Here is a 15,965-nt window from a genome sequence, read left to right on the forward strand (position 1 = left end):
GCTACGCGGCCGTCTCCGCCAGCGCCGCCGACGCCACGCGTGCCGCCTCGGCCAGCACGGCGGCGCCGATGAACAGGCTCTCCTCGGCGGCGTAGAAGCGCGGCGAGTGCGCGGCGATGCGCTCCCCGCCCGGCTCCCGCGCGCCGACGCGCATGAAGCAGCCGGGCATCTTCTCGAGGTAGAACGCGAAGTCCTCGCCGCCCATGTTCGTGGTGCCGAACGGCACGAGCGCCGCGCCGCCGAGCACGCGCTCGGCCGCCTCGCGCGCCCACATCGTGGCGCGCGGCTCGTTCACCACCGGTGGCGTGCCGTCCTTGAACGTCACCGTCGCGGTGCAGCCATATGCCGCGGCGACGCTCTCGGTGAGGCGCCGCAGCTCCTCGGTGAGCAGCGCGCGCGCAGCCGGCAGCGTGGCGCGCACCGTGCCGGCGAGCGTCGCACGCTCGGGGATGACGTTAGGCGCCGAGCCGGCGTGCACCGCGCCGACCGTGACGACGCCGGGGAGCGCCGGGTCGAGGCGGCGGGCGACGAGCGTCTGGATCGCGGTCACGATCGCCGCGAGCGCGACGACCGGGTCCGCCGACTCGTGCGGCCGCGCGCCGTGCGCGCCCGCGCCCACGAGCTCGATGTCGAACGAGTCCGTCGACGCGTTCACCGGCCCGACGTCGGCGACGACCTGTCCCACCTCGAAGCGCCGATCCACGTGCGCACCGAAGATCGCGCGCGCCTCGTCCAGCGCTCCGCTCGCGACGACGCGCTCGGCCCCCTGCCCCATCTCCTCCGCCGGCTGCAGCACGACGAGCACGTCGCCGTGCGCCGGTGTCGCGCGGAGCAGCGCCGCGGCGCCGACCGCCCACGTCGCGTGCACGTCGTGCCCGCAGGCGTGCATCACGCCGTCGACGCTGGACGCGAACGCGAGCCCCGTCGCCTCGCTGATCGGCAGCGCGTCGATGTCGCCGCGCACCGCGACGACCGGCGCGCCGCGCACGCGTCCCGGCACGCGCGCGACGACCGCTGTGTCGAGCACCCGCCGCGCACCGCCCACGCCGAGCATCTGCAGCGCCGCCTCGAGCGCGCCGGCCGTGCGCGTCTCGCGCCACGACAGCTCGGGGTGCCGGTGCAGGTCACGGCGGAGCGCCACGAGGTCGGCGGCGAGCGCCGGCGCGAACAGCGGCGCCACGGCGTCGGGAACGATCGGCAGGCCGGTCGACGGAATGGTCATCAGACGCCTAACGTGAGCGTGCGTACCGTGAGCGCGTCGACGCGATCCATGTTCACCGTGACGCCGATTCCCGGCCGGTCGAGCGGGACGCGGACACGGCCGTCGGCGTCCATGGTCCACTCGGGGTCGACGACGTCGCGGGCCCAGTAGCGCGCGCTCGGGCTGAGGTCTCCGGGCTTCGTGAAGTTCGGCAGCGACGCGAGCGCCACGTTGTAGGCGCGGCCGACGCCGCTCTCCAGCATGCCGCCGCACCACACCGGCACGCCGCTCCGCGCGCACACGTCGTGGATCGCGATGGACTGCGTGAAGCCGCCGACGCGCCCGGGCTTGATGTTGATGATGCGGCCCGCGTCGAGCGCGAGCATGTCCTCCGCGCGGTCCACGCTCGTGATCGTCTCGTCGAGGCACACCGGCGTCGCAAGCTGCTTCTGCAGCGCGGCGTGGCGCAGCAGGTCATCGTGCGCGAGCGGCTGCTCGATCATCATGAGGCCGAACGCGTCGAGCTGCTGCAGCACGTCGGCCTGGGCGAGCGTGTACGCGTTGTTCGCGTCGGCCATGAGCGGCGCGTCGGGAAGCGCCTCGCGCACCGCGCGCACGTACGCGACGTCGCGCCCCGGCTCGATCTTCAGCTTCACCTTGCGGTAGCCCTCGGCCACCGCGGCCGCGGCGCGCTGGACGAGCGCCTCGGGGCTCGCCTGGATGCCGAGCGAGATGCCGGTCTCGATCCAGTCGCGGGTGCCGCCGAGCAGGCGCGCGAGCGGCACGCCCTCCTTCTCCGCGGCGAGCGCCCAGCAGCCCATCTCGAGCGCCGCCTTCGCCATCTGGTGGCCGCGGATGTCGCGGTCGAGCACGGGCCAGATGTCGCGCGGGTGCGCGAACGCGGCCCCGAGCACGCGCGGCGCGATCCACTCGGTGATCGCGAGCCAGCAGGTGTCGATCGTCTCCGGCGAGTAGTTCGGCAGCGCGTCGGCGACGCACTCGCTCCAGGTGCGCGCGCCGTCGGCCTCCTCGAGCTCGAGCAGCAGGATGCGCCGGTCGGCCATCACCCCGGACGAGATGCGGAACGGCTCGCGGAGCGGGAGGTGGATCTCGCGCAGCGTGAGGCGCGCGACGCGAATCTCGGGAACGTTAGGCATGGGCGGCTCGGGAGGCACGCGGCGCGGGATGCGCGGCGCGGGATGCGCCGCACGCAATCAATCATCGCGCGTCGCCACCCGCCACGTGCCCTGGCGTGGCGTCGCCCCGCGCGGCAACCTTCCGGCGCCCGCCCCGACCCACTCCCGAGACCTCCCATGCCGCGCCTCCGCCACACCGCCGCGCTCCTCCCGCTCGCCGCTGCCACCATCGTCGGTGCGCGCGACGCGTCCGCGCAGACGGCGCTCCCCGCCGCCGACCAGATCGCCGCCGCGGTGCTCCCGCTGCCGACCGAGTTCCGCACCGACGCCACGGTGCTCGGCTACGGCGCCGACGGCCGCCTAACGACGCTGCGCACGGGCGCCGGCCCGTTCAACTGCCTCGCGCCCGACCCGAAGGTCGCGCAGTTCCACGTTGCGTGCTACCACCGGGCGCTGGAGCCGTTCATGGCGCGCGGGCGCGAGCTGCGCGCGTCGGGCGTCACCGGGGGGCGCGTCGACACGGTGCGCTTCGCGGAGGTGCAGAGCGGGAAGCTCAAGATGCCCGACCGCGGCGCGCTCTACACGCTGACCGGCGGCCACTTCGACGCCGCGACCGGCACGGCGCCCGGCGCGAACCCGCTGTACGTCATCTACATCCCGTACGCGACCGCGTTGACGACGGGGATCAGCGAGCGGCCGGTGCAGGGGGCGCCGTGGATCATGTTCCCGGGGACGCCGAAGGCGCACATCATGCTCGTGCCGAAGATGTGAGGCGGCGGGACACCTGACGGCGGGACGTCTTCCTGCGGGACGTCTCACGGCGGGACGTCCAACGGCGGGACGATCCACGGCGGGACGAATACCGCGGGGCCGTGCGTACCTAGGTCCCAGGGGGGCTCCCCCCCCTTCGCCCAAGGTGCTAGACGGCGATCGCGCCACTGTATCAATCCGACGCCGATCGGATTCGGCCGTACGCATCCCGCCGCTTCCGTCCCGCCGTATCCATCCCGCAGTAAGGCGTCCCGCAGTAAGGCGTCCCGCAGTAAGGCGTCCCGCCGTCAGGCGTCCCGCCGTCAGGTGTCCCGCAGTCAGGCGTCCCGCCGCTCCCTCAAACATGCCGCTTCCGCCCATCCCGAAGTCCTGGCAGCCCACGCTCCGCCACGAGACCGAGCAGCCGTACTACGAGGCGCTCGCCGAGTTCGTCGACGCGGAGCGCGCCGCGCACGAGGTCTGCCCGCCGAAGGACGAGGTGTTCACGGCGCTCGAGCTCACGTCGAAGCGGGCCGTGAAGGCGCTGATCCTCGGCCAGGATCCGTACCCCACGCCCGGCGTCGCGCACGGCCTCGCGTTCTCGGTGCGCCCGGGCAAGCCGATCCCCGCGTCGCTGCGCAACATCTTCAAGGAGCTCGTCGCCGACCTCGGCGTGCCCGCGCCGACGGACGGCTCGCTCGTGCCGTGGGCGGAGCACGGCGTGCTGCTGCTGAACGCGGTGCTGACGGTTCGCGCCGGCGCGCCGAACTCGCACAAGAACAAGGGCTGGGAGCGGTTCACCGACGCCGTGATCCGCGCCGTGAACGAGAAGTCGACGCGCGTCGCGTTCATCTTCTGGGGCGCGTACGCGCAGAAGAAGATCCCGCTCGTCGACACCGAGCGGCACGCCGTCATCACCGGCGCGCATCCCTCGCCGCTCACGCGCGGCAAGGGCTTCTTCGGCACGCGGCCGTTCTCGCGCGCGAACGCGGCGCTCGAGGCGGCCGGCGTGAAGCCGATCGACTGGCGGCTCGACTGACGCTGCCTAACGCTTCCTGATCCCGGCGGCCGCCTCGCCGAGCTCCCCACCGGCGAGCAGCGCGTCGATCGCGCCGCCGATCGCGTCCTCGAGCGCGGGGCCGGTGCGCGCGAAGCCGAGCAGCGCGCGGACCTCGGTGACGAGCTGCTCGCGCGGCAGCGCGTGGCCGCCCGCGAGCACGAGGCGCACCGCCTCCTGGTACTCCTCCGGCGCGATGCGCTCGGCCGGGATGCGCGTGCCGGTGCGCGAGCGGACGGCGACCGCGTCGGCGGGGCCCCACCAGAACGCGCCGCGCCGCCGCACCGCGCCCGCACGCTCCGCGGCGGCCGCCGCGTCGCGGATGCGCGCCTCGATGCGCGACCCCACCCGCGTCCCCCACATCCCCGCCACGCGCGCCACGAGGTCGTCGTCGTGCACGGGTGCCTCCGCGATCACGACGTCGCGCACCGCGTCGCGCAGCCGCTCCGCCGGCGCCGCGAGCAGGTCGTCGTCGGCGTACCGCTCCTCCCCCGCCGCGAACGTGTACGGCACGACCGCCGGCCGCACGTATGGCGGCATCCCGCCTAACGCCGCCGCCTCCGCCCTCGCCGTCTCCGATTCCGCCGTACCCGCCGCCGCGTCCGGCTCCGCCGTCGACGCTGCCGCCGTACCCGCGCCCGCCGTATCCGCCGCGATGAGCGCGAGGAGCCGCTCGATCTGCCCCGCGCGGTCCTTGAACCAGTCCGTGGACCACACGCGATGGATCGTCCAGCCGCGGTCCTCGAGCACCTGCTGCCGCAGCCGGTCGCGGTCGCGCGCCGTGTCCGAGGCGTGGTAGGCGACGCCGTCGCACTCGATGCCGCACAGGAACCGTCCGGGCACCGCGTCGTGCAGCACGCCGAGGTCCACGCGATAGCCCGCGACGCCGACCTGCGGCACGACCGTCAGCCCACGGTCGACGAGCGCGCGCAGCACGTCGCGCTCGAACGGCGACTCCGCGTCGGCGGCGCGGCTCGCCGACTGGCTCTCCAGCCGGCCGCGCTCCGCGTACAGCAGGAACTCGCGCAGCAGCTGCGCGCCGCGCGACGGCGTCGTCGCGTCGATGTCGTCGCCGTGCATGGACGCGAACACCAGCATGCGGCGGCGCGCGCGCGCGTCGTGATGACGTTGAGCCGTCGCCACCCGTTGTCGCCGTTCAGCGGCCCGAAGTTGTAGCGCAGCCGCCCGTCGGCGCTCCGCGCGTAGGTGACGCTGAGGAACACGACGTCGCGCTCGTCGCCCTGGATGTTCTCCAGGTTCTTCACGAAGAACGGCTCCGCGGCGCCGCGGTCGAAGAACGGCTCCAGCGACGGGTCGGCGCGGCGGCGCTGCTCCAGCTCGTCCTGGATCGCGAGCTGCTGCCGGAGGTTGAACGTGCCGACGCCTAACGACAGCGGCCGCTCGCCGCGCGCGCTCCGCGCGAGCTGGTCGCGCGCGAACGCCACCACCGCGTCGGCGACGGCGCGCGCCTCGACCATGTTGAGCCCCTTCCCCTCGTACGTGCCGCCCTCCACGAACTGGAAGCGAAGGCCGAGCGTCTCGGTGTCCGTCTCGACGCTCGGGAACGTGTACAGGTCGCCCTCGTAGAACTGGACGTTGGAGAACGCGATGAGCGACTCGTGTGCGCTCCGATAGTGCCAGCGCAGGCGGCTCATCGGCACGCCGGCGCCCATGTACTCCTCGAGGATGCTCTCGGCGTCCTCGTACGCCGGCATGCCGTCGGCCGGCTCGTGGTCGTCGACGAGCGAGGCGGCGAAGAAGTTCGTCGGCGGGAGCTGCTTCGGGTCGCCGACGACGACGAGCTGCTTGCCGCGGATCACCGCGCCCACCGCGTCCTCCACCGGGAGCTGCGACGCCTCGTCGAAGATCACGAGGTCGAACGTCGGCAGCTCGCCCGGCAGGTACTGCGCGACGGTGAGCGGCGACATCATCCAGCACGGCTTGATCGCGCGGACCGCGGCCGTCGCTTCGCCCAACGTCTTCCGGAGCGGCGCGTGCCCGCGCTGGCGGGCCAGCTCGCGCCGCAGCAGCGGCATGCCGCGCGCCGCCTCGCCCTCGCGCAGCCGCTGCTGCACCCGCTCGCGGAGCTGCGCCACCAGCGTCGCCTGGTTCTCGCGGAACACGCGCCGGTCGAGGTCGCGGAACTCCGCGACGCGCTGCTCGTGCGTGAGCGTCGAGAACCGCTCCAGCGCCGGCCGCAGCGTGACGACGGCGGTGAGCCACCGCAGCCAGAACGCGCGCCGGAACGCCGCCGCCGCGTCGCGCGCGGGCAGCGCGCCCGACGTCACCTCGCCGAGCAGCTCCGCGGCGAGCCCGCGCTCCACCGCGCGCCGCGCCGTCTCGTACGCCGCCCACCGCGGGCCCAACGCCACGTGCTCGGCCAGCTTCGCCGCGCGCCCCGCGATCTCCGCGATCGGCGCCGCGCCGAGGTAGTCCGCGGGCCACCCCACCTCGGCTCGCAGCCGCTCGAGCACCGTCACCGCGTCGCGCGCCGCGTCGCGCAGCGCGAGCACCGCGCCGACGTCGACGGGACCGCGCGCCGCGAGCTCCAGCACGCGCGGCGCGAGCGCGTGGCGCACGGCGAGCGCGCGGAGCTCGGTGACCCACCGCACGTACGCGTCGAGCGCGTCCCAGTCCGACGCCTCGCCGCGCCACGCCGCGCCGAACAGCGACGCGCCGTCGGCAGCGGCGAGCGCCGACCGCTCGGCGCGCAGCCGGTCGACGTCCGCCATGAGCTCCGCCTGCTCCGCCATCGACATCGCGACGCCCGGGCGGCGGTACTGCGTCCACCGCGCGCGGATGCCGCGCCAGCGGCCGTCGAGCACCGCGAGAAAGCTCAGGATCCCCTCCGACCTGTGGCGCACGTACGACACGTCCTCGGCGTGGTCGCGCTCCAGCGCCTCGGGCGCGAGCCGCGCCAGCAGCCGCTCGCGAAGCGCGACCGCGGCGCGCCCGCGCGCGACGAGCGACGTGGCCTCCGGCGGCGCCGCGTTCCATCGGTCGGACGCGAGCACCGCCACCGGCGCGCCCGGCGAGCGGCGGAGCACGTCGGCGATCGCGACGAGCGCGTCGACGTCGGCGAGCGTGCGCACGGGCGGCAGGCCTAACGACGTCTCGAGGACGCCCGCGTCGTACACGAGCCGATCGAGCCGCGCCGCGAGGTCGCGCGCGAGTGCGGCGATCGTGTGCAGCGCGTCGTCGGTGTACAGCGGGCGCGATGCGTCGCGCCACGGATGCTCGGCCGGCACCCCGATCGGCGCCGCGGCGGCACCGAGGTCCGCGAGATCCCGCACCGTGGCGTCGAGCAGCGCGCGCGACACGCCCTCGATCGGCCCCGTGTACGTCACGCGCGGCGCGTCGCGCACGACCGCCAGCTCGCCGTACGCGTCGAACGGGGTGGCGCCGAGGGCGCCGTGGAGCGTGTGCACCGCGTCCACGTACTCGTCGAGCGTCGCGCGCACCGCTGGCAGCCGCTGCGCGGCCCCCGCCACCGCGGTCACGCTCTCGAGCGACCGGTCGAGCGCGGCGCCGAGCGAGCGGATGACCGCGCGCTTGTTCGCCTTCGTGGAGTGCAGCTCCAGGCAGAACTCGCCGAGCCCCGCGGCGACGAGCCGCGAATGCACGACCGACAGCGCCGCCATCTTCTCCGCCACGAAGAGCACCGACTGGCCGGCGGCGAGCGCGCGGGCGATGAGATTGGTGATCGTCTGCGACTTTCCCGTGCCCGGCGGCCCCTCGACGACGAGATCGTGGCCGCGGGCGACGGCGGCGATCGCGCGGAGCTGGCTCGAGTCGGCGTCCACCACCTGGTACGTGCGCTCCGGCGGGAACTCGGCGTCGAGGTCCATGCGCCGCACGTCGTCGGGCAGCCCCACGACGTGGTCGTCGGTGGTCCCGGCGCGCGTCACCAGCTGCGTCACGAGGCGGTGCGACGCGATCGGCGCGGCGTTGCGCTCGAGGTCCTTGTACATCACGAACTTCTGGAAGCTGAAGAGCGCGAGCACGACGTCGTTCTTCAGCGACCACCCGTCGCGCGCGTCGATCGTGGCGGCGACGGCGGCGAGCCACGTCTGCAGGTCGTACGTCTCGTCGAGCGCCTCGACGTCGGGCAGCTCGGGGAGCGCGACGTCGTGCGTGCGGCGCAGCCACTCGGCCAGCGCCGGATTGACGAGCGGATCGTCGTCGGTGACGCGCAGCTGATACCCGGCGCGCGCGCTGCGCCGCGTGAGCTCCACCGGCACGAGCAGCAGCGGCGCGCGCAGCGTCACGTCGCTCGCCTCGGCTTCGGTGTAGTGCACCATGCCGAGCGCGAGGAACAGCGTGTTCACTCCCTGCTCCTCGATCGCGAGGCGGGCCTGCTCGTCGAGCCGGCGGAGCGAGTGGTCGAGCGCCTCGGGCACGAGCGCGGTCTGCAGCACCTCGTCGGTCTGCCGCGCGTCGAGCGTCGCCGGGTCGTACGGCGTGAACTCGGGCGCCGGCACGTCGACGTCGTCGGCCGGCGGCTCCGCCGGCGAGCCGTTAGGCGGCTCGGGAGCCGCCGCGAAGCGCATCGGCTGCTCGCGCAGCACGAGGCGTCGGAAGATCTCCGCCGGCTGCTCGTCGACCACCGCGACGGTGGAGACGCGCGTCGGCCGGAAGTTGAGCGCGCGATTGCGCTTCGTGAGGTCGAGGAGGGCGCGCTGCCAGCCGGCGACGGCGGCGGCGAGACGCGGGTCTTGGGTGGTACCGGTCATCCCACAAAGTCTAGCGCGCGGTATGAATGGGCGCGCCCGTCGGGACTCCACGTACGTGTGTTGGTGGGACTGAAGAAGGACTGAAGAAGGACACTTGAAAGGTTCCTTCTTCAGTCCTCCTTCAGTCCTTCTTCAGTCCTTCTTCAGTCCTCCAGAAACGCGTACGTGGAGCCGTGCCCCTGCGGCACCGCGTCGACCAGCAGCAGCTCCTCCGCCCGCACGTCGCGCGGCACCTCCTCCACCGGATCCAGCACGCCGATCTCCTGCTCCGGCGCCGCGCCGAGGTCCCGGAACCGGCGCGCCGACACGAGCACCCGCGCCTCCATCGACCCGACCGCCTGGTTGTACGACCGCACCGTCTTGCCGAGCTGCTCGCCCACGCGCGCGAAGTGCTCGCCGAGGGTGCCTAACCGCTCGTAGAGCTCCCGGCCCAACGCGCTGATCGCGCGGGCGTTCTCGGCGAGCGCTTCCTGCCGCCAGCCGTAGGCGAGCGCCTTCAGCAGCGCGATGAGCGTCGTCGGCGTGGCGAGGATCACGCGCTGCCCCACCGCGTGCTCGATGAGCGACGGGTCGTGCTCGAGCGCGGCGCTGAAGAACGACTCGCCGGGCAGGAACAGCACCACGAGCTCCGGCGCGCGCTCGAACTGCTCCCAGTACGACTTGCGGCTCAGCGCCTGCACGTGCGCGCGCACCTGCCGCGCGTGCTGCGCGAGATGCCGCCGGCGCTCGTCGTCGTCGGCCGCGGCGACGGCGGCGAGGTACGCGTCGAGCGGCGTCTTCGCGTCGACCACGATGCTCTTGCCGCCCACCAGACGCACGACGAGGTCGGGGCGCAGCTTCCCGTCCTCGCCGTCGACGGTGTGCTGCGTCGCGAAGTCGCAGTGCTCAAGCATCCCCGCCAGCTCGCAGACGCGCTTGAGCTGCACCTCGCCCCACTGGCCGCGCACGTGCGGCGTGCGGAGCGCGGTCACCAGCTTCTGCGTCTCGTGGCGCAGCGACTCGCTCGACGCGGCCACGCCGTCGAGCCGCTCGGCGAGCATGCCTAACGACTCGGCTCGCGCCAGCTCCATCGCCTGGAGCGTGCGGTCGTACGTCGCGAGCCGCTCGCGGATCGGCGCGACGAGCGCCTCGATCGCCGTCTCGCGCTCGCGCAGGTCGACCCTCGACGACTCGGCGGTGCGCTCCAGCTCCGTGCGTGCGAGCCGCAGGAACGCCTCGTTGTTCTGCCGCAGCGCCTCCGCCGACAGCGCCTGGAACGAGTCGCGGAGCCGCGCGTCGAGGTCGTCCGCGCGCCGGCGCTCGGCGTCGAGCCGCGCGCGGTGGGCGGGGCGCACGGCGAGCAGCGCGACGACGGCGCCGACGAGCGCGCCGGCGACGAACGGGAGGACGGGAAGGAGCGGCGACATCGGGGGCGCGTTAGGCGGGACGGAAGCGGGCGGCGGGCGCCGCGAAGAAGACGGGCGGCGGCCCGTGCCCGAAACATTCCCGCCGCGCCGCGCGAGGTCGAGGGGCAGCGCCCGTCCGCCCTCACGCCGACACGATGAGGAAGCCGACGAACCGCCCGTCGGGACCGGCGATGCGACTCGAGATGAGATAGTCGTACACCGCGGTCCACTGCGTCAGCTCGTGCACGGTGACGCACCCCTCGGACACGTGCCCCGGGTGGATGTACCGGCTGCTGTTCCCGCTCATGCCCTCGAGCTGGATGGGGAACCAGACGTCGGTGCACCGCATGCCGGGCGTCTTCGCGCGATACGGCCCCGTGTTGATGTTCGCGTGCGACTGGTCGGGAGCCATGATCATGTGCTTCCCGCGCGGGATCGGCGTGAACGATTCGTCCCACACGCTGTTGAGCGAGACGAGCGCGTGGACGCCGGCCACACTCACGGTCGCCCACTGCTGCTTCAGCGGTCCCTTGAACGGCGAGTTCTCGATGATCGGGGCTCCGAACGGGCTGACTTGCACGATCGCCGGTCCCATGGGGCCGACATCGGACAGGTACGTCGCCGCGTTCGCGGTCGTGAGGCTCGCCTCCTTGCCGACGTGCTCGGAGTTGCCATCCGCGATCGTGAAGTACTGACGCCCTCCGGTCTCCCGCAGCAGCTGCACCCTGGTGTACTCGCACAGGTACGCCGCCTGGCCGGACCCGTTCAGGGTCACCCGCAGCCACCCGGTGTCGTCCGCCCGCCGCGTGTACTTCACCCCGATGTCGCCCATGATGACATCCTCCTGAGAGTCGTCCGACGAAACCGATCCAGGGGGGGTGGAAGGGTGGACTAGTGCTCCGCCGTCGCGCTGGAGCCGTGATCGATGAAGTAGGTGAAGCTCCCGTCGCCGCCGACGGTGCCGACGTCGCAGTACAGGCACCGGTGCTGGCCGCCGCCGCCCGACTGCTGCGCGAGCGCGACGAGGTTGAAGTACGCGGGCCCGCCCTCGAGACCACCGACGCCGTTCGCGTCGACCCAGTAGCGGCCGGGAACGATCGGCTGGCGCACGATGCGCGCGAGCACCGCGACGTCGATCGGGTGCAGCTCGCGGCCGTTCACGAACACGCCCGTCACGTCGCCCGCGCCGCCGCCCGACGCGTCGGCCCGCAGTCGCCCGCCGAGCGTCAGGCCCGCGGCGATGATGCCCCGCGCCGGGCCGCCGCGCATGCCCCACGCGCCGGTGTCGCGATCGTACCAGTAGTCGCCCGGGCGCACGCCCATGCCGTAGCGCCGCTCGATGTCGCGGATGGTGCGGTCGTCGAGCGCGACGCCGTTCACGATCACCGACGACGCGACCTCCACGGCGGGCTCCGGCGCGTCCGGTGCCGCGACGGGAACGGGCGTGACGGCGACCGGTGCCGCCGGCCGACCATGTCTCGTCCCCTGTGCACCCACCAGCGCGACCGCACCGACGACGAGCCCCGCGACGACCAGCTTCACGCCGCGCCCCGATCCGTGCTCCGACATAGTTCCGCTCCCGCGTGGAAGGTGATGCGGATCACCAATCCCATACGCGGCGCCGAGCGTGGACCGATCAGGGGTTGAGCCAGTAGCTCGCCTTCACCACGAGGATGTTGTCCGGCCGCGTCGCGAACAGCGCCGCGCGGTCGCGCCCGAACGCGAAGTCGCCGACCGGCGCGATCCCCTGCCGCAGCTGCTGCCACGCGACGTAGAGCGTGGACCCGGGCCGGTACTCCCAGCGCAGCACCGCGTTGCCGCGCAGCGAGCGGAGGTTGAAGTCGAGGTCGGGCACGCGTCCCGGGTAGTCCGCGAAGTCGTACGAGCGCGCGCGCACGAGCTGCCGCGCCGCGCCGTAGTCCGCGCTCGAGATGAGCGGCTGCACGTACGTCTCGAGCGAGAGGTCGCGCGTGAACGTCACGTTGAGCCGCGTCTCGAGGCCGAGCTCCGTCTGGGCGAGCGGCGCGAACAGGTAGCGCGCGCCGTACGTCGGCGTGTACGCGCTGTCGCGCACGGCGGTCACGTACTGCGCGGTGACGCGCGCCTTCGTGAACGTCGGACCGACGCGCAGGTTCCACCGCGACGACGTCTTCAGCCCGACGCCCGCCTCGACGTTGTACGTCCAGCCGCCGCTCTCGTCGCGCTGGTAGAACACGCCGCCGTCGCCGGTGATCGGCTTGCGCCCGTCCGACGAGAACGCGACGTTCGCCGCCACGTTCGCCGGCCGGATCGCGATCGGGCCGCCGCGCGTCAGGCGGTCGTCGAACGACCGGAACTGCCGCCGCACCGCGCCGTTGAACGACCAGTAGCCGACCGTGAGCAGGTTCGCGTTCACGCCGCCGACGGTGAGGATCGGCTCCCACGCGGTGTTGTGCTCCGACCGCACGTTCGGCGTCACCGACCACCGACGCACGTGCTTGCCGGGACGGTTCTCGCGGTACGACACGTTGAACGCGACGTCGCGCCGATCGGTGCGGTACGAGAACCCGAGATCGTTCACCTCGTAGCCGGGGCTCGTCGCCGCGGCAGCGAGATCGCCGCGCCAGTGCTCCCCCGACTGCTTCGTGATCCCCGCGCTCGCCGAGTAGCCGCCGAGCGACGCCCGGGTGCCTAACGGCGCGTTCGGGTCGACGTCGACCGCGAGGTGGTCCGCGTCGGGGCGCTGGAAGAAGTGGTTCGACGCCGTCTCCACGAGCGCGATCGACGCCGCGCTGCCGCGAATCAGGCTGCCCTCGGCGTCGCCGCGGAGCCGCCACGCGTGGTTCGCCCACTCGTGCCGGAAGTCGACGCCGCCGGCGAACGCGTCGGACCGGAAGGCGCGCCGCAGCACGTCCGTGGCGAGGTCGCGATGCACCGCGGTCAGGGCGCCGCCGACGATCGTCTGCCCACCACGGTACTCGCGCCGCGCGCGGCTCACGAAGTAGCCCGACCGCGGCTCCGCGGCGCTCGTGAGGTCGTGCCCGAGGTCGTCGCGGTAGCGCGCGTTCTCCCGGCCGGTCACCGCGCCGAGCGTGCCTAACGACCACCCGGCCACCTTGCCGGAGAGCTTCGCCGCCCCGAGGATCGTCGTCGTCGTCGGGATGTCGGCGAACGGTGTCGGAGCGCCCAGCGTCGGCGCGCGGCCGATGCGGCGGCTGTAGAAGAGCTGCCCGCCGCTCGTGTTGCCGAGCCCGAAGTCGAAGATCTCGCTCCCCTCGAGGAAGAACGGCCGCTTCTCCTCGAAGAACGTCTCGTACACGCCGAGGTTCACGACCGCGGGGTCGACCTCCACCTGTCCGAAGTCGGGGTTCAGCGTCGCGACGAGCGTGAGGTTCGACGCCACGCGGTAGCGCAGGTCGAGCCCCGCCGAGCCGACGTACTCGTGCTTCGTGCGATACGGGTTGCCGTGCGGGTCGACGTACTCCGCGCGGCTCACGGTGTACGGCAGCAGCTCCAGCCGCTTGCCCGCGTGCAGCCCGTTGAGCCCCGCGAGATGGCCGTACGCCGGTACCCCGCCGCGATCGCGCTTCGGGATGAACGTCGAGACCGCGTACTCGAGGTTGCGACCGATGACGCGCTCGAACTGCACGCCCCACGTCTGCGCGCTATCTCTGCCGAAGCGGAGCTGGCTGAACGGGATGCGGTACTCCGCGGTCCACCCGCCGGAGTCCACCGACGTCGCGACGTCCCACACCGCGTCCCACGAGTTGTCGTCGGCGTCGATCGTCTTCACCTCGTCGCGCCGCACGCCCGCCGGGTTCACGTCGAAGCCGAACGCCGTGCGATGATCGTGGTAGCTGTCGAGCATCACGCCGAACCAGTCGGAGTCGCCCAACGGCATGTCGCGCCGGCCGAGGCGCCCGGTGACGCGTCCGCGGTCGTGCAGCCGCACGCCGACGTACAGCGCATCGTCGTCGTAGAGCACGCGCACCTCGGTGCGCTCGCTCGCCGGCTTTCCCTCGTCGGGGTCGATCTGCGTGAACGCGTCGGTGACGGGGGCGTCGCGCCATGCCGCGTCGTCGAGTCGTCCGTCGACGTGGATGGTGCCGACGAGGCGCGCGGCGCGGGACACGGGGACCGCGGCCCCGCCGGCCGAGACGGTCGGGGCGACGCTCGGCTGGGCGAGCGCGGAGCGAGCGGCCACCACGGCGGGCACCATGGCGGCCAGCACCGCGCCGACGGAGGGGATCGGGCGCAGGAGGGGATGCATACCGAGACGGCTGAGGAATCCTCGTGCCGCGCGGCCGCGCGCGGAAGCGGCGGTGCGGCAACGACTTGAGCGCGGGTGCGGGGCGGCGGGTGTCCGGAGCTGGGACTTCCGGTCCCAGGAGCGAACACCCGTGGGACGGGAGCGCTTGCGAGCCGGAGGCCCGCGCCGTACGATCGCCGCGTTACGCTCGTGCCCGCCACTCCCCCCGGCCATGTACCGCTCCCTCCTCCTCGCCGCGCTGCTGTCCTCGCGCGTGGCGGCCACGCAGCCGGCCCCGCAGACCGAGGCCGACGAGTACACGCGCTACGAGCTGCTCGCTCCGGGCTCGGCGAAGTTCCGCATCCTCTACGAGGTGACGGCGACGACCGCCGGCGCGACGCACTACTACAACCCGATCCGTCGCGGCAGCGTGGCGAGCGACGAGCACGTGTTCGATCGCGCGACCGGACGGCCGCTCGTGTTCGACGTCGTGACCGGCACCGTGGCCCGCGCCGGCGGCGTCGCGCGCGCCGACTCCACGCAGCAGTACATCCGCGTCACGCTCGCGCGCGCCGTGCCGCCCGACGGCGGCGAGGCGCGCATCCTCATCGACAAGACGTACACCGACACGGCGAGCTACGTCACCGACGGCGCCGACATCGTGTTCCGCCGCCCGCTCGGCATCAAGCGCAACGCGGTGGTGCTGCCGCGCGGGTACGAGCTCGTGTCGAGCAACTATCCCGCGCAGGTGCTGCAGGAAGAGGACGGCCGCGTGAAGGTGAGCTTCTGGAACGGGACGCCGGCGGAGGCGCCGCTCGCGCTCCGCGCGCGCCCCGCGACGTCGATGGCGGCGGGCGCGGTGCCGTCCGCGTCGTTAGGCATCGGCGCCGCGGCGCGGCTCGACGAGCGCGCGCACCAGAACCGCGAGATCGTCTACTTCCTGCGCCAGCCGGAAACGCATGCGTTCGACCTGTACCACGACTACACCGAGACGCGCCCCGGCGTCGCGGCGTACGTGAACGTGGTGCGCGCCGGCAGCGCGGTGTCGGGGCCGTCGGCGCGCAACCTCGACACGGGCGAGATCCTGAAGTGGGAGGTGCTGCGCGGCGACGCGATCGCGCGCGCCGGCTTCGGGGCCGAGGCGCCCGACGCGACGCCGCAGACCGAGGCGGTCGTGTTCCGCTTCGCGCCGGTGCCCCGCGGCGGCACGACGCGGCTCCGCATGTCGGAGACGTACACCGACTCCGCGCGCTACCGCCTCGCCGGCGACGAGCTGGTATGGGACCGCGCGTTCGGCCGCCCGGCGAACGCGGTGGTGCTGCCCGCGGGGTGGATGCTGACGAACAGCTCCATGCCCGCGACGGTGAGCGAGCTGTCCGACGGCCGCGTGCGGCTCGACTTCGTGAACCCGCGGCCGGACGAGATCGCGGTGCTGATCACGGCGCGGCGGAGGCGTTAGGCGCGGTCTTCGCGCC

Annotated in this window: 11 protein-coding genes; 3 read left to right on the forward strand and 8 right to left on the reverse strand. The window is 73.4% G+C overall.

Annotation, left to right across the window (positions count from 1 at the left end; translation table 11 throughout):
- Position 1: 1 nt before the first annotated feature.
- Together J421_RS29875 and menC are read right to left on the reverse strand one after the other, a co-directional pair.
- Entirely contained in the window at positions 2–1,222 is a 1,221-nt protein-coding gene (locus J421_RS29875) for a M20 metallopeptidase family protein (protein ID WP_025414800.1), read from the reverse strand.
- A complete protein-coding gene (gene menC, locus J421_RS29880) occupies positions 1,222–2,358 on the reverse strand; it encodes an o-succinylbenzoate synthase (protein ID WP_104023610.1) in 1,137 nt (378 codons plus the stop codon). Before menC ends, J421_RS29875 begins: the two co-directional genes overlap by 1 nt.
- 156 nt (positions 2,359–2,514) lie before the next feature.
- Between menC and J421_RS29885 the strand changes: the two genes are divergently transcribed.
- Positions 2,515–3,108, forward strand: a complete 594-nt coding sequence (locus J421_RS29885) for a hypothetical protein (protein WP_025414802.1) — start codon at positions 2,515–2,517, stop codon at positions 3,106–3,108.
- A gap of 343 nt (positions 3,109–3,451) precedes the next feature.
- Positions 3,452–4,126 (forward strand): uracil-DNA glycosylase, encoded by a 675-nt coding sequence (locus tag J421_RS29890; RefSeq protein ID WP_025414803.1) that lies wholly within the window; start codon positions 3,452–3,454, stop codon positions 4,124–4,126.
- A gap of 6 nt (positions 4,127–4,132) precedes the next feature.
- Here J421_RS29890 and J421_RS33280 read toward each other — a convergent pair whose 3' ends face one another.
- The 6 genes from J421_RS33280 to J421_RS29915 all read right to left on the reverse strand — a co-directional run bounded on the left by J421_RS33280 (position 4,133) and on the right by J421_RS29915 (position 14,511).
- Entirely contained in the window at positions 4,133–5,080 is a 948-nt protein-coding gene (locus J421_RS33280; RefSeq protein WP_236646404.1) for a DUF3320 domain-containing protein, read from the reverse strand.
- Positions 5,050–8,877, reverse strand: a complete 3,828-nt coding sequence (locus J421_RS34230; RefSeq protein WP_025414805.1) for a DUF4011 domain-containing protein — start codon at positions 8,875–8,877, stop codon at positions 5,050–5,052. Before J421_RS34230 ends, J421_RS33280 begins: the two co-directional genes overlap by 31 nt.
- A gap of 143 nt (positions 8,878–9,020) precedes the next feature.
- Positions 9,021–10,283 carry a DNA recombination protein RmuC gene (locus J421_RS29900; protein ID WP_025414806.1) on the reverse strand — a complete coding sequence of 421 codons (1,263 nt, stop codon included), beginning with the start codon at positions 10,281–10,283 and terminating at the stop codon, positions 9,021–9,023.
- Positions 10,284–10,404: 121 nt separating this feature from the next.
- Positions 10,405–11,094 carry a hypothetical protein gene (locus tag J421_RS29905; RefSeq protein ID WP_104023501.1) on the reverse strand — a complete coding sequence of 230 codons (690 nt, stop codon included), beginning with the start codon at positions 11,092–11,094 and terminating at the stop codon, positions 10,405–10,407.
- 59 nt (positions 11,095–11,153) lie between these two features.
- A complete protein-coding gene (locus J421_RS29910; protein WP_025414808.1) occupies positions 11,154–11,831 on the reverse strand; it encodes a hypothetical protein in 678 nt (225 codons plus the stop codon).
- A gap of 67 nt (positions 11,832–11,898) precedes the next feature.
- Positions 11,899–14,511, reverse strand: a complete 2,613-nt coding sequence (locus J421_RS29915) for a DUF5916 domain-containing protein (RefSeq protein ID WP_025414809.1) — start codon at positions 14,509–14,511, stop codon at positions 11,899–11,901.
- 211 nt (positions 14,512–14,722) lie between these two features.
- Here J421_RS29915 and J421_RS29920 point away from each other — a divergent pair, with 211 nt between their 5' ends.
- Positions 14,723–15,949, forward strand: coding sequence for a hypothetical protein (locus J421_RS29920; protein WP_025414810.1), 1,227 nt, complete (start codon positions 14,723–14,725; stop codon positions 15,947–15,949).
- The last annotated feature ends 16 nt before the right edge of the window (positions 15,950–15,965 follow it).

This window comes from Gemmatirosa kalamazoonensis, assembly GCF_000522985.1.
GTDB classification, from domain to species: domain Bacteria; phylum Gemmatimonadota; class Gemmatimonadetes; order Gemmatimonadales; family Gemmatimonadaceae; genus Gemmatirosa; species Gemmatirosa kalamazoonensis.